The organism is Thalassospira povalilytica (assembly GCF_002844235.1).
GTDB lineage: Bacteria > Pseudomonadota > Alphaproteobacteria > Rhodospirillales > Thalassospiraceae > Thalassospira > Thalassospira povalilytica.
Genome location: NZ_PGTS01000005.1, coordinates 349,982 through 370,439, shown reverse-complemented (window position 1 = coordinate 370,439; position 20,458 = coordinate 349,982). Strand labels below are relative to the sequence as shown.

Here is a 20,458-nt window from a genome sequence, read left to right as displayed (position 1 = left end):
GCATCCGGCAAATGGTGCGATTGAAGATGTGAACCGCGTTTGTCAGCTGTTTTGCGAAAATCATGCCAAGTGAGGCTTTCCGCGACCTGTCGGACCAAGTCCGCAGAAAATGGCGGCAAAACATGTTCATATGCAGATATGGGCGTGCACCGGGGCGATTGTTTCGTCCAACCCGGCATTTTTTTCCCGTTGCGCGCTTTCCGCGATTGAGGGAGACTCCACTTTTCCAGTGAACTGAACGGTAAACGGTTATGTTCAGTCTGGCGAACAGGGCGCGCAAAGCCGACACGGCAGAAACCGGGTGCCTGTTTGCGATAGTGAATATGATCTTACCACAACGAGACGGATACGGGTCATGAAGGTTAGCGGGTCCAAAGCAACCGGGACGAGCGGAACATCACGCAAAAAGGCGTCAGGGTCATCTGGCGGCAGCGGTTTTGCCGATACCATGCGTTCGCTTGACTCGTCGGGCGATGCCGGTGGTTCTGTCGGTGTCCACAGTACGGGCAGTGTCAGTGCCCTTGATGCCCTGCTTGCGCTTCAGCAAAGCGGAGATGCATTGGACTCCCCGCGCAAGGCCGCCGTGCTGCGTGCCAAAAGTCTGCTGGAACAGCTTGAAGCTGTTCGGGACGGTTTGCTAAGCGGGGCGCTTTCTGGTCCGCGTCTCAAGCAACTTGTCGGTCTGATGGATCAACAGCGCGAAATGATTGATGATCCTGAACTTTCCGCGGTTCTCGACGAGATTGACCTGCGGGCACGGGTCGAACTTGCAAAACTTGAGGTTTCAGGCCTGATCTGACTGTTTAATTTACAGTATTTTTCAGCTGAAAATCGCAGTTTTCTGCCCGTTTGGTGGCAATTTACGATTTATTTGTTCAATCGGCTTGCACCACCCGCTGGCTCCCTCTATATTGCCGCGCGATCGATGAGTCCTGTATAGAGGGCATACATGACTATCACACTACCACCTGACTATCGTCCTGCTGAGGACGAAGAGTTCATGAACCCGCGCCAGCGGGAATATTTCCGGCAGAAACTTCTGACCTGGCGGGCAGAACTTCTGCACGAATCTTCGGAAACATTAGCGAACCTGCAAGATGGCGGGCTGCAAGAACCTGACCTGACCGACCGTGCGTCGGCTGAAACGGACAGGGCGCTTGAGCTTCGCACTCGTGACAGGGCGCGCAAGCTTATTTCAAAAATTGATGCTGCTTTGCGTCGAATTGAAGACGGGTCATATGGTTACTGCGAAGAAACCGACGAGCCGATCAGCTTGAAAAGACTTGAAGCTCGTCCAATTGCAACCCTGAGCATTGAAGCCCAGGAACGCCACGAACGGATGGAGCGCACGCGTCGCGACGACTGATCGCGCCGGGTGACCAAAAGATCAGGAGCCGCAAAGTCGGCCCTTACCATGTAACATCATGGTCTTGTGGGAGATTACTGGTTAGGGATAACCAAATTCAAAAGCCCGGCCCTTTGGCCGGGCTTTTCCCGTTTTTGGACCGGACACAAAAAAAAGACCGCCGGCAAGGGGCGGTCTTTTCGGATGTCCTGGTCGTCTTTTGTATCCTGTCTGACAGGAACCCGGGAATGCGGATCAGACAGGGATCATAGACGCTGCCTTAGAACGGCAGAATGATATCAAGCACTTCGCTGCCATAGCGCGGCTGCTGGACATCGGAAATGGTGCCGCGTCCGCCGTATGAAATGCGGGCTTCGGCGATCTTGTCATAATTGACTTCGTTGGCCGAACTGATATCGGCAGCGCGGATGACCCCGGCAATCTGGACTTCACGGACTTCGCTGTTTACCCGGATTTCCTGACGCCCGTGGATGACATAGTTTCCGTTGGGCAGGATCTGGATCACGATGGCCGCAACGCGAAGATCGATGGCTTCGGTTCGGTCAAGCGACCCGGTACCACGGTTGGACGTGTTGCTGTCCATATTGAACATGTTGCTCGGATCAATTGTCTCGGGCAGAACTTTGGTGAATTCGGACTCAAGCCCGAACAGGTTCGGCACTGCCAGGTCTTCGCTGTTGGTGCGCGACCGGGTTGTGGTGTTGGCCAGTGCCGCACTGTCAGACATGTCGACAACAACGGTCAGGATGTCGCCAACCTGATTGGCGCGCTGATCCTTGAAGAATGACCGTGCCCCGGCCCGCCACAGCGAGTTCGGGTTGCTTTCGGCAAGTTGCGGTGCAGGCATCGGCAGGCTGACCGGACGATAGCTTTCCGACTGGGTCGGATTGTCGATCGAGGACAGTTTCGGCGGTTCGCCGACTTCCGAAAGACGTTTCATCGCATTGCAGCCCGAAAGCAGCGCTGTTGCGCCGATCAGGCCGGTGACAAGCGCAAGGCGCCGCCAAGAATTCTGTGTGGTTTTACTAGGCATGGGGTCCTCCTGGGTTCCTGCGCCTATTTACGCAAGGATCATGCCAGTTCGGATGCCCTGATCTGGGAAAAGCTTGCCGGGTGGTGCGGGGCAACGGGGCAGGACACGACACGACGGGACGGGACGGGGAGTGCGGAGCAGGTGCGCCTTATTGCGACATGGCGGGCAGGGCGCGGACTTCGTTTTCGGCGACAACTTCAACCTGGATGGTTTTGTTGCTTGACTGATTGACCACGCGGATCACGTCCCCTTTTGACCCGTTTTCAAGCGCCTTGCCGCGTGCGGTCAATGACATGTTGGCCGTCACCAGCCGGATGGTGACCAATGCACCGCGGCGCACCAGGATCGGATTGGTCAGATCGCGGAACAAAAGCGGCTCGTTCGGTGTGCCGGCCCGCACAACTTCCTTGCCGATCACATCATTGATATCGCGGATCGCCCCGGACGGAACGCGTTCGGATCTGAAATCACGATATTCGACCTGGTCGGGGCGGATGATCTGGCCGCGTGACACCGGTTCGACCAAAACCGGCACGGATGACAGCGGGTAATATTTGCCGCTGATGCGATATGTGCGTTGCTGGGCGGTTTGCGCGGCCGCCGTGACGCTGGCAACAAAACGCTGGGTGCGCGAATTGACTTCAAGTGCGGTCACATCAACATTGTTCAGCGCATCAACCGGCAGATGGATCTGGAAATTCTCGCTCGACAGGTCAACGGTGAATGGGCGCTGGATGCCATGGTCAACCAGGGCGATTTCAACCGCATCGCGGATTTCATCAATGGTGATGATCTGGCTTGCGCGTGTTACCAGAACCTGATCGGCGGTGGTGCGCGGACGCCAGTTGATGTTGTGGCGCTGGGCGATGCCATAAAGCCAGCGGTAATCAAGAACAACCTGCTTGCCCGGTTGCGGCGCATGGGCAACGGCGATATCGGCCTGTTGCGGATCAATGCCGGTAAACAAATCCCCCAGCGTCACATACTGTCCTTCGACCAGCGCATCTGGTTTCAGAAGGATGTTGGCTTCGAGTTGCTGGCTGTTATTGCGCGAATTGCCACCGTTCGAGGATTGCGCAAAGGCCGTCCCGACCGGAACAATAAGCGACATAATCGCGAGCGAGAGGATTATTTTCTTTATTTTCATGCGCCTAGGGTCAGGGCCTGTTTGTTTTCGTGTGACAGTCAATCAGGTTTGCGCTGACTTAAAAAGCAAAACCGCAAAAAAGATATGAACTTTCGGGATCTTGCGACCAGTCAACTTGTACCGATCCGACCGGCTTTGCAGACAGCCATTATGTTTGAAAACCCGGTTTTGTGGCGTATTCGGGGCGTTGCAGGGCAACGTACCCGGGGCTTGCAAACATAACGGTTGCCATTGCATCGGATGGCATCGGATCGGGCCACTATAGCATGGAACAGTATACGTGGCGTAAATACAGTTTGCGCAAGTACGCGATGGATCAGACCGCGACTTGCGCACACAAACTGCATTACCGATATCGCGAAATTAACGCAGGTTACTGACTGCGCTCATCATTTCGTCGGTAGTGGAGATGGATTTGGAATTCATTTCATAGGCACGCTGTGCCTTGATCAGGTTGGTGATTTCCTGAACCACGTTGACGTTCGATGATTCAAGATATCCCTGCTGAACCGTGCCATAACCGACATCACCCGGTGCGCCGGTATTGGCCTGACCCGATGCCTCGGTTTCAAGGAAAAGGTTGTCACCCAGCGCATCAAGACCGGCCGGGTTGATAAAGGTCGCAAGCTGGATCTGACCCAGATTGGAAAGCGCGACCTGACCATCGATCTCGGCATAGACTTCGCCGTTGGTGTTGATGGTCACGGATGTTGCGTTGCTGGGCACGGTGATGCCGGGCTGAACCGCATAGCCATCCTTGGTGACCAGCGCGCCATTGGCATCAAGTTTCAGCGTACCGTCACGGGTATAGGCGGTTTCACCACTTGGCAGGTCGATCTGAAGATATCCGCGGCCCTGAATGGCGATATCAAGTTCGTTTTCCGTCAGGGTCAAAGTGCCCTGACCCATATAGCGGCCGATTGCCGCGGTCTTGACACCCAGACCAACCTGAACACCGGTGGGCACAATGGTGCCGGTATCAGATGACGGTGAACCGGCGCGGCGCAGATCCTGATACAGCAAGTCCTGGAATTCGGCGCGCTGGCGTTTATAGCCGGTGGTGGTCATGTTGGCGATGTTGTGCGATGTGACGTCCACGTTGGTGGACTGGGCCTGCATCCCCAAAGCACCGATATCAAGTGACCGCATCTGTCTTCTCCTTGGCTTGCGCTGTTTGTGCGCTTAATTTCCGTAAAAGGGGTTCAGCGACCGGATCAGGCGCGAACATCCCCGAGTTTGCTGATCATGTTACGCATGCGCTCGTTCTCGCTTTCCAGAGAGCGGGTAACAGACTGATAGGTCCGCAAAACGTCGATCATCTGCGTCATGGCGCTGATCGGATTGACGTTTGATTTTTCAAGTGCACCCTGAACAATGCCGGCATTGTCGACCTGTTCGATGGTGACTTCCTGGTCATCGCCAGCTTGCAGGCTGGGGGCACGATAAAGGGTGTTTCCGGTAACCACCATGCGCTGGACGTTATCAACCGATACGACCTGCAATTTGCCGATCTGGCCGATATCGGTCGAAACGGTGCCATCGCCCTTGATTTCAATCTGGCCATCCGCCTGATTGAAGAAAAGCGGCTGACCGGCATCGCTCAGAACAGGATAGCCGTCATTGGTGATCAGCTGCCCGCCCGGATCCAGCGTGAAATTGCCGTTGCGCGTATATTGAACGCCCGACGGGGTTTCGACGGCAAAGAACATGTCCGGCTGGCTGAGTGCGACATCAAGCGGGCGGTTGGTATGTTCAATATTGCCGACCGTTGTATTGCGATATTGGGAAATGTCCTGAACAAGGGAAATTTCACGTTCGCCGCGGAACGGAGCGTCTTTGTTTTTCGCAATCCAGTCGGTGAACATCATGCGCTCTTCTTTGTACCCGGTCGTGTTCATGTTCGCCAGGTTCTGCGAAATGTTGTTCATCATGCTGCGAAGTGTCTTCTGACGAGACAGCGCGATATATGAAACGTTTTCCATAGTCAGTATCCCATTTGGGGGCAGTGATTTGCCCAACACAAATGCGAAAGCCGTGCCAGAGTTGTTAAGTAGATGAAAAATAACAATTAAATTTGAATTCGGCATTTGTTGCCGGGGGGGGATTTCACCATGTCTGGCAGAAACTGCCGTGATCAGGACGACAAGCAGGGACAAAGTTTTCCGGGTGGCTGCGCGGCAGTTCTTTCCGATGTCGCCCGGATGTCGCCCGGAAAGGGGCAGGAACGGGATCGGGAACGGGGATTTGTTTATCCGGGCCCGCTCAAATCAGCAGGAACGCATGCCCATATTGATGGTAGCGGCCAGACGGCGCGGCCAAATGGCGTGGTAAGACTGCGCGGTAAGGCGGGCCGGGTGTCGCGTTGGGCGACCGAACGCAGGTGTGATTATGGCATCGTCCCTTACGGCGTCGTGGTCGATTGATGGTCCTATGGTCGCCATCAGGTCATCGGGGCGCCGGGGCGGGATGGCATGGAATTGTTGGTCGGTATGCGTAGCCTTTTGGCGATGGCAGTGACCGATCGGAAAATTTCACCTGATGACGGCTTTGACAAGCTAAATGACAAAGCCGAACCATGGGGCCAAACCATGGTGCCAAACCGTGATGCAACTCATGGTCTAAGCTATGGGAAACGAAACGGATTTTTAACGTGATAGCGTTATGGCTGGTATTCCGGCACAGTGTTTGCTGGATATAACGGCATAACTTCAAGCGCAGGAATTTGCGAAGCTATGGGCGACGACGTCGACGAAATCGATATGGATGAAGGTGGCGGTGGCCGCAGCAAGAAGATGCTTGTTGTGGTGATCCTGCTTGTGTTGCTGCTTCTTGGTGGTGCGGCGGCGGCCTATTTTACCGGGCTGCTTCAGCCGGTGATTGATATGCTGACCGGCGGTGACGGCGCGCAGACCGAAGAAGTGATTTCCGAAGATTCCATCGAAGAAGCACCGGGCGTTCCCGAGAATGTCGGCTTTGTGGATTTGCCGGAAATTCTGGTCAACCTCAATACTGGCGCAGGCAAGCAAAGCTATCTGAAAATTCGTGTCAGCCTTGAAGTTGCCGATCAGGCAATGCTGCCGCAGGTCGAACAGATGATGCCGCGCATTGTTGACAATTTTCAGGTCTATCTTCGGGAATTGCGGCCCGAAGATCTGTCGGGCTCCGAAGGCATGTTCCGGTTGCGTGAAGAGTTGCTGATCCGGGTCAGTGCGGCGGCAAAGCCTGCAAAAATTAACGACGTTCTGTTTAAGGAAATGCTGGTACAATAAGCCTGTACCGGCGCGAATGCCAAAATCAGGAAGCAATCGCTGATGGCTGATGAAGAAGATGATGATGCACTCGCCGCTGAATGGGAAGCCATGGCGGGTGGAGATGACGAGGGTGGAGACGACGGCGGCGAGGATATGGCCGCCGAATGGGAATCCATGCTCGGCGATGACGATGAAGACGACGGTGGCGGCGATGACATGGCCGCCGAAATGGGCGGCGGTTCTGCGCGTGTTCTGAACCAGGACGAAATCGACAGCCTGCTTGGCTTTGACGATGGTTCTGGTGCGGGTGACCAGTCGGGCATCCAGGCGATCATCAACTCGTCGATGGTGGCCTATGAACGTCTGCCGATGCTCGAAGTCGTCTTTGACCGCCTTGTGCGTATGATGTCGACATCGCTTCGTAACTTCACATCCGACAACGTCGAAGTGTCGCTTGATAACATCCTGTCGCTGCGCTTCGGTGATTATCTGAACTCGATCCCGCTGCCTGCGATGCTGGGTGTGTTCAAGGCGGAAGAATGGGACAACTACGGGCTTCTGACGGTTGACTCGGCCCTGATCTATTCGATCGTGGACGTGCTGCTGGGCGGGCGTCGCGGTACGGCGGCAATGCGTATTGAAGGCCGCCCCTATACCACGATTGAACGCAATCTTGTCGAACGAATGATCCATGTGGTCCTTGGGGACCTTTCGGCTGCGTTCGATCCGCTAAGCCCGGTGACCTTCCGGTTTGAACGACTTGAAACCAATCCGCGTTTTGCCACCATTGCCCGTCATGCCAACGCCGCCATCGTGGCCAAGTTGCGCATCGATATGGAAGACCGTGGCGGGCGGCTTGAACTGCTGATCCCGTATGCGACGCTCGAACCGGTTCGTGAACTTCTGCTTCAGATGTTCATGGGTGAAAAGTTCGGCCGTGACTCAATTTGGGAAAACCACCTCGCAAACGAACTGTGGCAAACCCATGTTAACCTGTTAGCAGTGCTGGACGAACAGGTGATGTCACTTGGGGATGTGCTCAATCTTGAAGTTGGCAACCGTCTGGTTCTTAATACCAGTCCGACCTCGCCGGTTGAGGTTCGGTGTGGCGATGTCCCTTTGTTCAAGGGCATGATGGGACGTAAAGGTGATCGTATCGCCATTCAGGTGCGTGATCGTGCGCGCATAACCGAGGAAGACAAGTGATGGACTTCGCGTTCTACCTGGATCTTTTGATGATCGTCCTGCTGGTGGTGACGATCGTCTATGCGATCATTTTGAACCGCAAGCTCGCGGCATTCCGCCGCAGCCGTGAAGACATGCAGAATTTCCTGACCGCCTTTAATGCGGCCAATGAACGGGCTGAAAGCTCGATCACCGCCCTTAAGGACATGGCTGAACAGTCCGGCGAAAAACTGCGCGAAAATATCGAAAAGGCCAGCGGCCTGAACGAAGATCTGAGCTTCATGGTCGATCGCGGCGAAAGCATTGCCAACCGTCTTGAAAAGGCCGCCAGTGACGCCAACGCGGTTCGCCGGTCCGGTGTTTCGGGGGCGGCGGCTTCTGCCGGTGCAGGGGCTGGTGCATCTGATGGGGCGCGTGCCGGCAAGTCTGGCGGTGCCGGGCTTGGGGGCATGATGGGCGGTGGTGCGGATCGTCCTGATGTGATTGATGATCGTGATCGTGTCGGTGTTGAAACGCGCGCCGAGGAACTGGCTGCGCGCATGGTTGGCGAATTTGAACGCAGCGGCAATGCCATGGCCGATCGTGATGACGGATCGCGTCCGGCATCGGCTGGCAATGGTTCGGGAAGTTATGGCGACGGCAATGGCGGGTCTGATCTGTATGATCAGGACGAGGATGCCGGTCGTTCAGAGGCCGAGCGCGAGCTTCTCGCAGCATTGCGCTCGGTTCGATAAGAGACGGAATTTGGCCGGGATTGCGGTTCCGGTCTTGAGATCATGACATTTCTTTATATCTAAAGAGTGATCGGTCATTCTGACAGAATAAAGATAGTTCGAGCGTGAAGGAGCATGGGCACAAGGTGCCGCATTGCTTAGGTGAATAGATGTCTGGTGTGCGTATCTTGCCATTGGTTGTCCTGGTTGGGCTGATGGTGTTGTCAATGCGGGTGGTAAACCTGTTTTCCGGCGGCGGGGAAGTTGCGGCAACTTCTGAGTCCCAGCCTGCTGGTGTCAGCATGGTCCAGATGGCACAGGCCCAGGCACCGGCGCCGACCCCGGGCGCAACCCCGGAAGGCCAGGGGGCAGATGTGTCTGCTGCTGGTCCGGGGTTGGATGATCCGGCCGGACTGACGATGGAAGGAACCCCGCTTGAAGGTGAAGGCGGCCCGAACGATATCGCGCCGACCCTTGGCGGTGACCCGACCCTGTTCACCCAGGAAGAGATTGATCTGCTTCAGAATCTGTCGGTGCGTCGTGGCGAGCTTGACCGCAAGGAACAGCGTCTTGATGAACGCGAAAGCCTGATTGCCGCCGCCGAAGCCCGGATTGATGCCAAGATCGAAGAAATGAAATCCTTGAAAACGGCCATCGAAGGACTGGTCGAAACCAAGGAAGCCCAGGAAGATGATCGGATCAAGAAACTGATCAGCGTCTATGAAAAGATGAAACCCAAAGACGCGGCCAGGATCTGGAACGATCTGGATATGGATATCCTGTTGCAGGTGGCCCTTGGCATGCGCGAAGCCAATACTGCGGCGGTTTTGTCGCAGATGACGCCGGAACGCGCGCGGGCGTTGACAGCCGAACTGGCATATAAGCAAGATATCAATATGCTGCCATTGCAATAGGGCAAACGAGAAGACGTTGGGGTGGATCTTCGCCTGTTTCAAGTGAAGAACCAGCCAAAATTTCGAGAATAGTCAATGTGATGAGATGATTTGATCTCTGGTTAAAAACCTTGATTAACCAATATTAAATATGTACATCACGATTATTAGGGGCCTTGTCTGTATTCGTAGGAATATGCGGCAAGGGTGGGAGATCAGATAGCTGATGGAGTTGTGAATGGCCGTCGATCCGAATATGCCGATCCTGATTGTGGATGATTACAAAACGATGTTGCGTATCATCCGTAACCTTCTGCGGCAGCTCAACTTTACGAATATTGAAGAAGCGACCGATGGTAGCATGGCGCTTCGTAAGCTGCGTGAAGCTCCGTTCAGTCTTGTGATTTCCGACTGGAACATGGAGCCGATGACTGGCCTTCAGCTGTTGAAGGAAGTCCGTGCCGATGCCAAGTTGAAGGATATGCCCTTCATCATGATTACCGCCGAAGCCAAGACCGAAAACGTCGTTATGGCGAAAAAGGCCGGTGTCTCCAATTACATCGTGAAGCCGTTCAACGCTGAAACGTTGAAAGGCAAAATGAAAACGGTTATTGGCGATTTCTGATCAGGAGCGCGGGGCCTGTGTCCCGCGATACCGCTATGTCCAAAGCGTCCAAGGACGAACTCCGGAAGTTGCTTAACGATCTTCGTGCGCGCCTTGATGGTGACGATCTGAAGGTCGAGCAACTGTCTGATTTGATGGATCAGCTGTCCCGCTTTATGGGGGATGCGCCGTCCGACGATCAGAAACGTCTGTTTGGTGAACTTGATGAATTGTCGGGCATCATCCGCAAGATGAAGTCCGAAATCGCATCGCTTCGTCCCGATGACATCAAGGCCGAATATATCCCGAACGCCACCGATGAGCTTGATGCCATCGTGGATGCGACGGCCGGCGCCACGCATGAAATCCTTGACGCCATGGATGCGCTGGAAGAATTCGCCACGACCTTGCCGCCCGAGCAGGCCAAAGTCGTTACAGATGCGACAATGCGTGTCTATGAAGCCTGTAACTTCCAGGACATCACCGGTCAGCGCACGACCAAGGTGATCAAGGCGCTGAAATCCATCGAAGAACGGGTTGAGGGTCTGGTGACCGCATTTGGCGACGAAATTGCCAAATATGCCGCCGCCAATCCAAAGCAGAAAAAAGAACCGGAAGGCGAAGAAGCATTGCTCAACGGGCCGCAGCTTGAGGGCAAAGGCGTTTCGCAGGCTGACATCGACGCGATGTTCAATTAAGTGGCGTTGACATGGCGGAGATAGAGGACGACGGACCAACACCACCATCCCCCCCTGCGAACGGGGCGGTGGCGCTGTTTCTGGCTCTCTATCTTTTGCTGCTTGCCTTCTTTATTCTGCTCAATACCATTTCGACCTTTGAAGAGGTCAAAACCCGCGAGGTGCAGGAAAGCCTTTCCTCTGCCTTTGCGGCCATCCTGCCACCAACCACCAGCCTGCAAACCGTGACTTCGATCGAAGGTCCGGTTGTTGCCGCAGAGGATGTGCAGGAAAAGCTTGGTCAATTGTTTGAAACCGCCATCAAGGTTGTCCGGGTTGAAGTCATTCAGCCCGGCAAACTGATGGAAATTATCATGCATGTCGATCAGCTGTTTGATCCCAATTCCATTCTGATCCGCGAACGCCAGGCAAGCTTTATGAAACAGCTTGCCGCGGTTCTGGCTGATGATGAAGGCTATGCCTCCTACGAGATGGAAATGGTGATGGGCAGCCAGATCGAATCAAAGGGCGTGATTGAAATCGACAACAATCTTCAGATCGCGCGGGCCGGATCGTTTGCCCGCGAACTGATTGATGTCGGCGCGCCCGAAGATCATCTTTATGTCGGCATTGATCCGGGGGCGGACCCGTTCATTGTCACATTCCGTTTCTTCTGGAATTTCGGCCCGAAAGAGCCGCCAACGCCGATTGAACGCACCAATGCCAATGGCTCGGACCTGCCTGCCGGGTCGGGCAACGGCAACGGTTCGTCAAACGGTGCAGGCAACGGTGTGCCAAGCGGTACACCGGGTCAGATGATGATCCCGCCGAAAATGGCCATTCCGCTGCCGGGTAACAATCAGCCCGCCGTGAACCAGCCTATTCCGCTTGGACCGCAGGCCGGAGGAGGTGGCTGATGAGCGATGAAGTCAAAAAGGATACCGGACCCAACGGGCCACCGGTCTGGATGCTCAGCCTTGCGGATCTGATTTCGCTGCTGCTGACATTCTTTGTGATGCTGTTTGCCATGTCCAAGGTCAAGATCGACCGTTGGGACGAGGTTGTTGATGCGCTGTCGCAAAGCATCAAGCCCGCCCCGAAGGAAGAAAATGACGAGCCGATGGCAAGTCTGAACATCCCGCGTGTTTATCGCAAACCGGCGATGAACCTTGATTATCTCAGTGCGGTGATTGACGACGCGATTGATGACAACCCGGTACTTGGCGATGCGCGCATGTCGCGCGATGCAGACAAACTGGTCATTTCCCTTCCTGGGGATATTCTTTTTGTTTCGGGCAGTTCGGATATGACCCCCAAGGCAAAGCAGGCCTTGTTCGTGCTTGGCGGTGTTTTGCGCAATATCGGCAACCGCATCGGTGTGCAGGGCCATACCGATCCGCGACCGCTAAGCGGGCGGGGGCAATATGCCTCGAACTGGGAACTGTCACTGGCCCGTGCCGGGGCAGTCGCCAACGAGTTGAAAAGATCGGGCTACACAGATTACATAAATATTTACGGATTTGCGGCATCAAGGTACGACCAGCTTCCGAAGCTGCTTGATGAAGAGGCGCGCTTTGTGATGGCGCGACGCGTTGATATTGTCATCGAGCCGCATGGTGGAAGCGGTATCGGAGGCACGTAAGTATGGCAAAATTTGCCGTGCGCGTCCTGCTGGCGGTTGTAGTCGCGACCACCACGGCAATGTTGTTGCCCGTTAGCGGAATGCGCCCTGCAATGGCCCAGGTAGTGGATCCTGTTATCATCCGCTCCGGGCTGCATAGCGGTTATGGACGAATTGTTCTGCAATGGAACAAGCCGGTCAATTACAGCGCTGAAATCATCGGCAACCAGCTTGTCGTGCGTTTCGACGAACCGCTTGTGGCATCCTTGCGCGGGGTTTTGAACCCGGTTTCCAAATATGTTTCGGACGGCTTTTTTGATCCGGATGGCCGGACCGTCGCCTTTGTGCTGAGTGACGATTACGAAGTGCGCGCCTTTAATGTCGGCAGCAACGTCGTACTCGATATTCTTGACAAACCACAGGCTGCACCAGCCCCGACCCCCACACCGCCAACCCGGCCCGGTCCCGATCAAACACCGCAAATTACCCCGGCCCCGGTCAGTCCGGTTGAAACCGTTGCGACCGAAAATACGGCACCGGCGGCATCAGACGCGGCGGAGAACCTTCTTGATGTGCGGGTCGGCCGCCATCCGACATTTTACCGGCTGGTATTTGACTGGCCAAACCGGACCGATTACGCCCTTGAAGGCGATCAGGGGGCGGAAACCATTGCTTTTGACGCCGCGGCACGGATTGATGCCACCGGTTTGTCACGCCGTCTGCCCGAAGGTGTCCGCATCCGTCAGGCTGCCACCAACCCGCTTGATGTTGTGATTGAAACAAATCCGGCCCGCCCACTGCGCCATTTCCGGTCGGGCAACAAGGTTGTGGTCGATATCATGGGCGCGCAGCGCGCCCCGGCGGCAGAAACGGCACAGACGCGTCCGACAAACCAGACGCGCGGCAATAATGCGGCGACCGGGACGGATGCACCAGCCGCCCCTGCCGCACCAAACGCACCGGCACCACAACCGACCACCCAAACCGCCTCAGAGAATGCGACAGGGACCGGCACAGCTACATCAGATACCGCCGAAGCCCCCGACGAGGCACAGGCAGCCGATGCGGGACAGACCGCCACCCCGGGCGCAAATGGCGAACCACAACAACAGGCAAGCATTGGCGACCTGTCGGTAACGGTCGAGCAGACGACAACGGAAATGACCCTTGGCTTCCCGTTCGGGCAGCAGGGTGGGGCCGCTGTCTGGTCGCGCGCCGGGTTCCTGTGGATGGCCTTTGATGTGCGGGCAAATCTTGATCTTGATACCGTCCGTCAGGAAGCCGCCCAGATCATCGGCGTGATCGAACAGATCGACAGCCCCTATGCCACGGTATTGCGCATGACCATCCCTGACGGGATTGGCCTTTATACGACACGAACCCCGACCGGGGACTGGCGCGTGACCCTGCAACAGGGCACGATGCAGCCGGTTGAAAAACTTGGCCCGTCGATCGAACTTGATGACCAGACCCGGGCGCGCCTGATTGTGCCGCTTGAAGATGTCGGACCGATCATTCCGATCGATGATCCCGAAGTCGGCGACACCTTGCGGGTCGTGACCACCACGCAATCGGGTTACGGCATTGAAGTTGCCCTGCGTTATCCGGAATTCGAAGTCCTGCCATCGGTGCAGGGCGTGGTCGTTGCCCCGATGAATGAAAGTGTCCAGGTTGCCGATCGCGACGATGGGCAGGCGGTTATTGTGACCGCGGCCGATGGTTTGAACATTTCGCCCGAAGGCGCACGGTTGCTGGCATCGGCCACCGGGGTCCGCGCCAGCACGGGTGACGGGCGCGAAGGTCTGATCTTTGATCTGGATACGTGGCGCCGGGGCGGACTTGACAATTTCAATAAATCGATCCGCAAGTTGCGCCGTGAAATTGCAGAAAGCGGGGATGAACACCGCAACAAGGCCCGCCTTGATCTGGCGCAGTATTACATGGCCAATGGCCTTGGTCCCGAGGCCGACGCGGTTGTATCGGCCATGGAAGGTGACGATCCGCTGATTGCCCAGAAATTGCAGTTCCGCGCCCTTAAGGCCGCGGTCAAGTTCCTGGATCGGGATTATGCCGAAGCCGCCCGGTTGCTTGAAGATGAGCGCCTGCGTGCCATTCCGGAAATGAAGCTGTGGCGGGCGGTGACCCTTGCGGCCCTTGGTCGTCCCAACGAAGGGGCGCGTGACCTGCTTGAAAGTTTCCATATTCTTGATTTCTATCCGCCGGAATTGCTGTCGCGGCTGGGGCCGCTTGCGACCGAACAGGCGCTTATTGTCGGCAACCCGGATGCGGGTATGGATCTGATTGAAAAGATGCTGGTGACCGATGGACTGTCAGAATCCAAAATCATGGATGTGCAGTATCTCAAGGGGTTCTTCGAAGAAGAAGCCGGCGAACTTGAACAGGCCGTCGCGACCTGGGACCAGGTGGCCGAAGGCGACAACCGCAAAGCCCGCGCCCATGCGATCTTTGACCGCACCGAATTGCTGATGCGCTTGCAGCGCCTGACGGTGGAAGACGCGATTGAACAGCTTCAGCAACTGCGTTTTGCATGGCGTGGTGACGGGTTCGAAATGGCGTTGCTCAAACGGATTGGTGAACTTCAGATCGAGAACAAGGATTTCCGCGACGGGCTGAATACGCTTCGTCAGGTGGCGATCTTCTTCCCGAACAAGCCGGTCGCGGCCGAGGCCACCGACCTGATGCACAAGACGTTTGAAAATCTGTACCTTGGCGAGGACATCAACAATATCTCGGCGATCAAGGCGGTTGCCCTGTATGACGAGTTCCGCGAATTGACCCCGGCTGGCGACAAGGGCGATGAACTGATCCGGCGTCTTGCCGATCGCATGGTTGATGTCGAACTGTTTGAACGCGCCGAAAGCCTTCTGGAACATCAGGTCGATTTCCGCCTTCAGGGGGTGGAAAAGGCCCGGGTGGGCGCGCGCCTTGGTCTTGTCTATCTGCTTGACAGCAAACCCGAAGAAACCATTCGCGTCATTGATAACACCGACGATCCGGCGATATCCGAAGAACTGGCAACCCAGCGCCGCCATCTTAAGGCGCGTGCCTTGCTTGATACCGATCGCGGGGCAGAGGCCATCGCATCGCTTGACGGTGATTTTTCCAAGAATGCGGAATTGCTGCGCGTCGATTATTACCGCCAGACCCGCGACTATATGTCGGCGGCCGAAACCTTCCAGCGTCTGGTTGGCGATGATGAAAAAAGCCCGACCGGCGAAATCAATGACGAACGGGCGCGTTATCTTTTGAACTGGGCGGTCAACCTTGCCATGGCGGGGCAGGAACGCACGCTTAACATGCTTAAACGCCGCTATGGCGAAGGCATGGCACAAAGCCCGTTTGCCGAGGCATTCAACCTGATCACGTCATCACCAACGCAGGGGTTGATTGACTATCGCACCCTTGCCGACAAGGTGGATGAGGTCGAAAACTTCCAGGGCTTCCTTGCGACCTATCGCGATCAGTTGGAAAAGTCGCAGCTTAGTGCTATAAATTAACGTTCGATAAATCTGTAACGTGGGTGAGCTTCGCCAAACTGTGGAGTTTGCGCCCGTTTTCTGCTGGTTTGAACGTGTGATTGCGAGTGTCGTGCTGTGATGGATCGTGCTCTTAAAATGGTCTATTACGATGAGGCGAATGTCGAAAAGGACATTTTCGCGCAGCTTTCGCTTGCCCAAAAGCATTTTCAGGGCGATGGCATGCCGCGTGACGAGTCCGCGACCCGTCGTATTCTTGACCAGATTCACCGTCAAAGCCGTGCGTTTGCCGCCGTTTGCTATGGCTATATGCGCAGCAAGGGACTCGGGGTTTCCGAAGACCTTGGCGAAGGCCAGCAATGGTACCGCGAAGCGGCTTACTGGTTCCACGAAGAAGCATCATCGGGCGAACCGATTTCGGCCAACAATCTTGGCTATCTTTATGCCAAGGGCCTTGGTGTTCAGGAAAATGCCGAAACCGCCGCGCACTGGTTCGAAGAAGCCATCGAATACGGATCGGTTGCAGCCCTTTATAATCTTGGTGTTTGCTATCTCAATGGCTGGGGCGTTGCCCAGGATGATGAAAAGGCCATCGAATATTTCGAGCGCGCAAGCGATCTGAACGATCCGTCCGCGGCCAGTGTTCTTGCCTATCTTTATCTTGAAGGGCGCGGTGTGAACCGTGATCCGGCCAAGTCATTTGAATTCAACATGCGTGCCGCCCGTGCCGGCAGCATTGAAGCCGCATCCGCCCTTGGCTATGCGCTGGGGGTCGGGCTTGGTGCGGAACGCAATATTGCCGAAAGCATCAGCTGGTTTGAACTGGCCGCAAGCGAAGGCGATGCCTATGCGCAGGCCAATCTTGCGATGTATTTCTGTCATTCCCCGGAACTGAAACTGTTCAACCGGGGCTGGACGATGTTGATGAATGCCTGTGATCAGGGCGATGCATCTGCGAAATATCAGATGACGCAAATCCTGATCTTTGGGGTGCCGCACCGCGAACCCGATTATGCTAGTGCGCTTGATCTTGCCATGGATCTTGCCGAACTTGGCCATCCGGGCGGCTATCACCTGATCGGGGTCATGTATGAACATGGCCTTGGTGTGCCGGTCGATATGGCGCGATCTGCAAGCTGGTATGAACGTGCCGCGCGTAAGGGATCGTCGAATGGTCAGGCCGCACTTGGTCGGCTTTATGCGATCGGAAGCGGTGTCGAGCAGGATAATATTCTGGCTTATTACTGGCTGCGCATGTCCTCACCGACCGAAGGCAGTCAGGCCCAGCGTGAAATGGGCGCGATCCATGCCCGCATGACCGAACGCGAACGCCAGATCGCCGAAAAGTTTGTTGCCGACAACCCGGGTCCGCGCCGGGGCAGCTTTGGCCTGAAGCCGCTTGAACAGGATGTGTTCAAGGCTGCAAAACGGCGGTCCTGACAGGTTTCGCACACTGACGTTGTGCGCACCGCCATCTGGCAAAAGCCGGAGTGCCTGAGTCTAGGGAACCAATGGGCAAAGCCCGTAAAAAAGCCGCCAGCTTGTGCTTGGCGGCTTTTATAATTCCGGTTCTTGTCTGTGGTTGGCAGGGGCTATGCGCCCGCTAACGGCCGAAACTTTCGACCAGCGATCCGGCAATCAGATACCAGCCATCAACCATCACAAAGAAAATCAGCTTGAAGGGCAGGGAAATGATGACCGGGGGCAACATCATCATGCCCATCGACATCAGGATACTGGCCACCACCATATCGATGATCAGGAACGGGATGAATAACAGGAAGCCGATTTCAAAGGCGCGACGCAATTCACTGATCATGAAGGCCGGGATCAGCGACCGCAACGGAATGGTTTCGGGTGTCGTGACTTCAACCCCGGCCAGATTGACAAACAGCTGAAGATCGCGTTCGCGAACTTGCGTCATCATGAAATCATGAACCGGTTTGACGGACCGTTCGAACCCTTCGAATTCGTCAATATTGCCATTGATCATCGGTTCCAGCCCCTCGTCCCAGACGCGTTCAAGGGTCGGCATCATGATGAACAGAGTCAAAAACATCGCCAGACTGATCAGAACCTGGTTGGGCGGGGATTGCTGAATACCCAATGCCGTTCTGAGCAAACTCAGGACCACGATGATACGGGTAAAGGACGTCACCATCATCAGGATGGCCGGGGCGATGCTCAGAACCGTGATCAGGCCGATCAGCTGGATCAAGCGCCCGGAGGATGTAACCCCCGGTCCATCGCCCAGATCAAAATTGAATGTCTGGGCCTGAACCGTGTCGCCACCGGCAAGCAATGCGATCATGGGGATCAGTGACCAGATCGCACACAACGTCAACCAGCGCGGCGCGCGCCATCCGGTTTTGGCCGGACGCGGGGCGGGGGTTGACTGGGAATGTTGCTCGGTGCGGTTCATGCAGGGTTTTTCCTGTCGTTGGGATCGGAATCCTGTGTGCTGTTGCTGTCGGTGGTGTGATCGGGGGCTATGTCGCTATCAATCAGATCGACAAAATGTGTGCCGATATTGCGTTCAATTACGGTATCGCCTTGTGGGCCAAGCATCACCAGATGTTCGGTGTCATCACGCCGCAACAGAACCAGTCGTCTTTTGGTATCAACGGGAACAACTTCGACCACCGAAAGCCGGCGCTTTGCCCCGCGCCGGTTGATGTTACGCGCACCGGGGATGATGCGCCGCGCCACCAGCGCGAATATACCGATAATCCCCAGCACAAAGACCAAGGCGGCAACAAACCGGTAATAGGCGCTTAATTCCATCAGGTATCTTTCCCCGTCAACACCCTGTAAAGGCCATCAGGCCCGGCAGCCGGGCCATATCATGACCATTGGCAGCCTTTGATCATTCTGTTTACCGTGCCCCTTGCACGCAGGCAAGTTGCCATCGGCACAAATGGCTTGGCCGGGCCGTTTGAAATCAGTCCTTTGGCGGACTTTTCGCGGCCTGATAGCGGTTATTTCGTGCGTGCAGCCTGTGCATAGGCATTTGTTGCCTGTGCGGTGTTGCTGATGCCGCGCAGCTGACGTTGAATATCGGAATATTCCTGCTGCATGTTGCTTTCGAGCTGGCCCAGTTCATCGGTCAGAGCCGCCAGCAACGGGGCAATTTCACGGCGTTGCTCGGTTCCCATCGCGCGGGCCTGATCACACAGATCGGCAATCCGGTGTTCAAGGGCCGAAAGTTCGACAACCTTGCCGTCTTCCAGATAACGCTGCCCGGTCCGGATCAGGGACAGAACGCGCTTGAGATCTTTCTTGAACTGATCGGGCTTGAATTGTTCAGGGCTCATGATTGGCCTTCCCCGTTGCGATCAAATGATGTCGTTGCCGCGACCTCGTCTTTCGGCTCGGTCTGGCTGCGTGACGAACCACCGTAAATGCGGTTGATCCGGTAAATATAGTTCAGAATTTCCGCGACCGCGGCAAAGGCCTCCAGCGGGATTTCGCTGTCGACATCCACGGCCATCAGAATTTCCGTCAGATCCGTATCCTTGCGGACCTTGATCCCGTTGGCAAAGGCGACTTGCAAGATCTGTTCCGCAACGCTGCCTTCGCCCTTGGCACTTAATATGGGGGCATTGTCACGCCCATGGGCATACCGAAGTGCGACGGCCTTCTGGCCGTGCTCGCCCGGTGCGGCAAGATTTTCCGTCTTGCTTGCCGGTGTATCGGTAATGTCATAGGTGGGCTTTTTCCCGCTCATAAGGCCCTTCAATTCAGGACACAGGTGCCTGGCTGTCATGATCAAGCGTCGACCATAGATCAAAGATGGTCAACAAATCGTTGTCGGCACAGCAGATCGCCAGCCACAACAAAATCAGTGATAAATGCCAAGTGAGAGCGAGATGAAGGTCAATATCCGGGCTACCTGCCTGGAAGATGACGGTGCCTGAAATCAGGCGATATGTTTGTCTTGCGCGCCGGACATCCCGGCATTGCGTGGATTAATCAGCTGTTACCAACATTCTCGTCGGTATCTGATTCCTTGTCGCTGCTGCCCTTGGCAGGACTGTTTGATCCTCCGAGATGGCGGATGATGTCTTCGCTGACCGCAGCCGAACGGTTTTCTTCCTGAATACGGTCATAAAGTTCGCGTCGAAGAACCTGAACATCTTCGGGGAAAGTAAAGCCAAGCTTGACGGTCTTGCCACGGACCTCAACGACGGTGACTTCGATATTGTCGTCAATGACAACGGAGTCGCCGACTTTTCGTGTGAGATAGAGCATACAGTGTCCCGGTTTCGATAGATGGCAACCTCAATTTGCCAGATCGGTCACAATATGCCTGCTTTCAAACGCGGGGTCTAGTACCCGCCGTCAATTGCCCGCAATCCGGGGGATTTCAAAGCACTTTCATTCTTTGGCACGCTTCATGCATTTCATTTGGCAGGATCATCAGGGGCGGCAAAATCAACCGTCCGGGCGATCGGGCCCCGATCAGGGCGAT

The 20,458-nt window shown here is 55.6% G+C and carries 23 protein-coding genes; 14 read left to right on the top strand and 9 right to left on the bottom strand.

Annotated features, from left to right (window positions below):
• The first annotated feature begins 355 nt into the window (after nucleotides 1-355).
• Together CU041_RS15375 and dksA are read left to right on the top strand one after the other, a co-directional pair.
• A complete protein-coding gene (locus tag CU041_RS15375; RefSeq protein WP_068517445.1) occupies nucleotides 356-799 on the top strand; it encodes a flagellar assembly protein FliX in 444 nt (147 codons plus the stop codon).
• Nucleotides 800-949: 150 nt separating this feature from the next.
• On the top strand, nucleotides 950-1,366 hold the full coding sequence (gene dksA / locus CU041_RS15370) for an RNA polymerase-binding protein DksA (RefSeq protein WP_008890403.1): 417 nt from the start codon (nucleotides 950-952) through the stop codon (nucleotides 1,364-1,366).
• A 259-nt stretch (nucleotides 1,367-1,625) separates the two neighbouring features.
• On the opposite strand, the gene flgH is transcribed toward dksA, so the two are convergent.
• From flgH to flgF, 4 genes are all read right to left on the bottom strand, one after another.
• Nucleotides 1,626-2,399, bottom strand: a complete 774-nt coding sequence (gene flgH, locus CU041_RS15365; protein ID WP_068517446.1) for a flagellar basal body L-ring protein FlgH — start codon at nucleotides 2,397-2,399, stop codon at nucleotides 1,626-1,628.
• 148 nt (nucleotides 2,400-2,547) lie between these two features.
• Nucleotides 2,548-3,510: a flagellar basal body P-ring formation chaperone FlgA gene (gene flgA / locus CU041_RS15360; protein ID WP_068517447.1), complete on the bottom strand. Its 963-nt coding sequence runs from the start codon at nucleotides 3,508-3,510 to the stop codon at nucleotides 2,548-2,550.
• Between the two features lie 399 nt (nucleotides 3,511-3,909).
• Complete coding sequence (flgG, locus tag CU041_RS15355; RefSeq protein ID WP_068517449.1) at nucleotides 3,910-4,695, bottom strand: flagellar basal-body rod protein FlgG; 786 nt, start codon at nucleotides 4,693-4,695, stop codon at nucleotides 3,910-3,912.
• Nucleotides 4,696-4,760: 65 nt separating this feature from the next.
• Complete coding sequence (gene flgF / locus CU041_RS15350) at nucleotides 4,761-5,528, bottom strand: flagellar basal-body rod protein FlgF (RefSeq protein WP_101247569.1); 768 nt, start codon at nucleotides 5,526-5,528, stop codon at nucleotides 4,761-4,763.
• A gap of 129 nt (nucleotides 5,529-5,657) precedes the next feature.
• Here flgF and CU041_RS15345 point away from each other — a divergent pair, with 129 nt between their 5' ends.
• The 12 genes from CU041_RS15345 (at nucleotide 5,658) to CU041_RS15295 (ending at nucleotide 17,427) form a co-directional block, all read left to right on the top strand.
• Entirely contained in the window at nucleotides 5,658-5,969 is a 312-nt protein-coding gene (locus CU041_RS15345) for a hypothetical protein (protein ID WP_101247568.1), read from the top strand.
• Between the two features lie 48 nt (nucleotides 5,970-6,017).
• Nucleotides 6,018-6,200 (top strand): hypothetical protein, encoded by a 183-nt coding sequence (locus CU041_RS20685; protein WP_170310266.1) that lies wholly within the window; start codon nucleotides 6,018-6,020, stop codon nucleotides 6,198-6,200.
• Nucleotides 6,201-6,278: 78 nt separating this feature from the next.
• Nucleotides 6,279-6,815 carry a flagellar basal body-associated FliL family protein gene (locus CU041_RS15340; RefSeq protein WP_068517452.1) on the top strand — a complete coding sequence of 179 codons (537 nt, stop codon included), beginning with the start codon at nucleotides 6,279-6,281 and terminating at the stop codon, nucleotides 6,813-6,815.
• Nucleotides 6,816-6,857: 42 nt separating this feature from the next.
• Nucleotides 6,858-8,003: a flagellar motor switch protein FliM gene (gene fliM / locus CU041_RS15335; RefSeq protein ID WP_068517453.1), complete on the top strand. Its 1,146-nt coding sequence runs from the start codon at nucleotides 6,858-6,860 to the stop codon at nucleotides 8,001-8,003.
• The gene (locus CU041_RS15330) at nucleotides 8,003-8,716 is read left to right on the top strand and encodes a DUF6468 domain-containing protein (protein WP_101247567.1); all 714 of its coding nucleotides are present in this window, start codon (nucleotides 8,003-8,005) and stop codon (nucleotides 8,714-8,716) included. Before fliM ends, CU041_RS15330 begins: the two co-directional genes overlap by 1 nt.
• A gap of 149 nt (nucleotides 8,717-8,865) precedes the next feature.
• Nucleotides 8,866-9,609: a MotE family protein gene (locus tag CU041_RS15325; RefSeq protein ID WP_101247566.1), complete on the top strand. Its 744-nt coding sequence runs from the start codon at nucleotides 8,866-8,868 to the stop codon at nucleotides 9,607-9,609.
• 217 nt (nucleotides 9,610-9,826) lie between these two features.
• Nucleotides 9,827-10,213 carry a response regulator gene (locus CU041_RS15320; RefSeq protein WP_008890394.1) on the top strand — a complete coding sequence of 129 codons (387 nt, stop codon included), beginning with the start codon at nucleotides 9,827-9,829 and terminating at the stop codon, nucleotides 10,211-10,213.
• A 17-nt stretch (nucleotides 10,214-10,230) separates the two neighbouring features.
• Nucleotides 10,231-10,890 (top strand): protein phosphatase CheZ, encoded by a 660-nt coding sequence (locus CU041_RS15315; RefSeq protein WP_233433127.1) that lies wholly within the window; start codon nucleotides 10,231-10,233, stop codon nucleotides 10,888-10,890.
• 11 nt (nucleotides 10,891-10,901) lie between these two features.
• Nucleotides 10,902-11,786, top strand: a complete 885-nt coding sequence (locus CU041_RS15310) for a flagellar motor protein MotB (RefSeq protein WP_082817696.1) — start codon at nucleotides 10,902-10,904, stop codon at nucleotides 11,784-11,786.
• A complete protein-coding gene (locus CU041_RS15305) occupies nucleotides 11,786-12,511 on the top strand; it encodes an OmpA/MotB family protein (protein ID WP_068517457.1) in 726 nt (241 codons plus the stop codon). Before CU041_RS15310 ends, CU041_RS15305 begins: the two co-directional genes overlap by 1 nt.
• A gap of 2 nt (nucleotides 12,512-12,513) precedes the next feature.
• Nucleotides 12,514-16,008, top strand: coding sequence for a tetratricopeptide repeat protein (locus tag CU041_RS15300; protein ID WP_101247565.1), 3,495 nt, complete (start codon nucleotides 12,514-12,516; stop codon nucleotides 16,006-16,008).
• A 99-nt stretch (nucleotides 16,009-16,107) separates the two neighbouring features.
• A complete protein-coding gene (locus tag CU041_RS15295) occupies nucleotides 16,108-17,427 on the top strand; it encodes an SEL1-like repeat protein (RefSeq protein ID WP_068517459.1) in 1,320 nt (439 codons plus the stop codon).
• 163 nt (nucleotides 17,428-17,590) lie between these two features.
• On the opposite strand, the gene fliP is transcribed toward CU041_RS15295, so the two are convergent.
• The 5 genes from fliP to csrA all read right to left on the bottom strand — a co-directional run bounded on the left by fliP (nucleotide 17,591) and on the right by csrA (nucleotide 20,238).
• A complete protein-coding gene (gene fliP / locus CU041_RS15290) occupies nucleotides 17,591-18,298 on the bottom strand; it encodes a flagellar type III secretion system pore protein FliP (RefSeq protein WP_068517636.1) in 708 nt (235 codons plus the stop codon).
• Nucleotides 18,299-18,405: 107 nt separating this feature from the next.
• Nucleotides 18,406-18,771, bottom strand: a complete 366-nt coding sequence (locus tag CU041_RS15285; RefSeq protein ID WP_068517460.1) for a FliO/MopB family protein — start codon at nucleotides 18,769-18,771, stop codon at nucleotides 18,406-18,408.
• Between the two features lie 194 nt (nucleotides 18,772-18,965).
• Entirely contained in the window at nucleotides 18,966-19,301 is a 336-nt protein-coding gene (locus CU041_RS15280) for a hypothetical protein (protein ID WP_068517461.1), read from the bottom strand.
• On the bottom strand, nucleotides 19,298-19,714 hold the full coding sequence (locus tag CU041_RS15275; protein WP_068517462.1) for an EscU/YscU/HrcU family type III secretion system export apparatus switch protein: 417 nt from the start codon (nucleotides 19,712-19,714) through the stop codon (nucleotides 19,298-19,300). The genes CU041_RS15280 and CU041_RS15275 overlap by 4 nt, the downstream gene beginning before the upstream one ends.
• Before the next feature lie 245 nt (nucleotides 19,715-19,959).
• Nucleotides 19,960-20,238 (bottom strand): carbon storage regulator CsrA, encoded by a 279-nt coding sequence (gene csrA / locus CU041_RS15270; protein WP_068517463.1) that lies wholly within the window; start codon nucleotides 20,236-20,238, stop codon nucleotides 19,960-19,962.
• Between the last annotated feature and the right edge of the window lie 220 nt (nucleotides 20,239-20,458).

Coding starts and splice junctions, on each gene's coding strand:
- CU041_RS15320 (WP_008890394.1), top strand. CDS start 9,827: ATGGCCGTCGATCCGAATATGCCGATCCTGATTGTGGATGATTACAAA.
- flgH (WP_068517446.1), bottom strand. CDS start 2,399: ATGCCTAGTAAAACCACACAGAATTCTTGGCGGCGCCTTGCGCTTGTC.
- flgG (WP_068517449.1), bottom strand. CDS start 4,695: ATGCGGTCACTTGATATCGGTGCTTTGGGGATGCAGGCCCAGTCCACC.
- CU041_RS15275 (WP_068517462.1), bottom strand. CDS start 19,714: ATGAGCGGGAAAAAGCCCACCTATGACATTACCGATACACCGGCAAGC.
- CU041_RS15280 (WP_068517461.1), bottom strand. CDS start 19,301: ATGAGCCCTGAACAATTCAAGCCCGATCAGTTCAAGAAAGATCTCAAG.
- CU041_RS15345 (WP_101247568.1), top strand. CDS start 5,658: ATGTCTGGCAGAAACTGCCGTGATCAGGACGACAAGCAGGGACAAAGT.
- CU041_RS20685 (WP_170310266.1), top strand. CDS start 6,018: ATGGAATTGTTGGTCGGTATGCGTAGCCTTTTGGCGATGGCAGTGACC.
- flgF (WP_101247569.1), bottom strand. CDS start 5,528: ATGGAAAACGTTTCATATATCGCGCTGTCTCGTCAGAAGACACTTCGC.
- CU041_RS15375 (WP_068517445.1), top strand. CDS start 356: ATGAAGGTTAGCGGGTCCAAAGCAACCGGGACGAGCGGAACATCACGC.
- CU041_RS15330 (WP_101247567.1), top strand. CDS start 8,003: ATGGACTTCGCGTTCTACCTGGATCTTTTGATGATCGTCCTGCTGGTG.
- CU041_RS15340 (WP_068517452.1), top strand. CDS start 6,279: ATGGGCGACGACGTCGACGAAATCGATATGGATGAAGGTGGCGGTGGC.
- CU041_RS15285 (WP_068517460.1), bottom strand. CDS start 18,771: ATGGAATTAAGCGCCTATTACCGGTTTGTTGCCGCCTTGGTCTTTGTG.
- flgA (WP_068517447.1), bottom strand. CDS start 3,510: ATGTCGCTTATTGTTCCGGTCGGGACGGCCTTTGCGCAATCCTCGAAC.
- CU041_RS15300 (WP_101247565.1), top strand. CDS start 12,514: ATGGCAAAATTTGCCGTGCGCGTCCTGCTGGCGGTTGTAGTCGCGACC.
- dksA (WP_008890403.1), top strand. CDS start 950: ATGACTATCACACTACCACCTGACTATCGTCCTGCTGAGGACGAAGAG.
- CU041_RS15325 (WP_101247566.1), top strand. CDS start 8,866: ATGTCTGGTGTGCGTATCTTGCCATTGGTTGTCCTGGTTGGGCTGATG.
- CU041_RS15305 (WP_068517457.1), top strand. CDS start 11,786: ATGAGCGATGAAGTCAAAAAGGATACCGGACCCAACGGGCCACCGGTC.
- CU041_RS15310 (WP_082817696.1), top strand. CDS start 10,902: ATGGCGGAGATAGAGGACGACGGACCAACACCACCATCCCCCCCTGCG.
- fliP (WP_068517636.1), bottom strand. CDS start 18,298: ATGATCGCATTGCTTGCCGGTGGCGACACGGTTCAGGCCCAGACATTC.
- CU041_RS15295 (WP_068517459.1), top strand. CDS start 16,108: ATGGATCGTGCTCTTAAAATGGTCTATTACGATGAGGCGAATGTCGAA.
- fliM (WP_068517453.1), top strand. CDS start 6,858: ATGGCTGATGAAGAAGATGATGATGCACTCGCCGCTGAATGGGAAGCC.
- csrA (WP_068517463.1), bottom strand. CDS start 20,238: ATGCTCTATCTCACACGAAAAGTCGGCGACTCCGTTGTCATTGACGAC.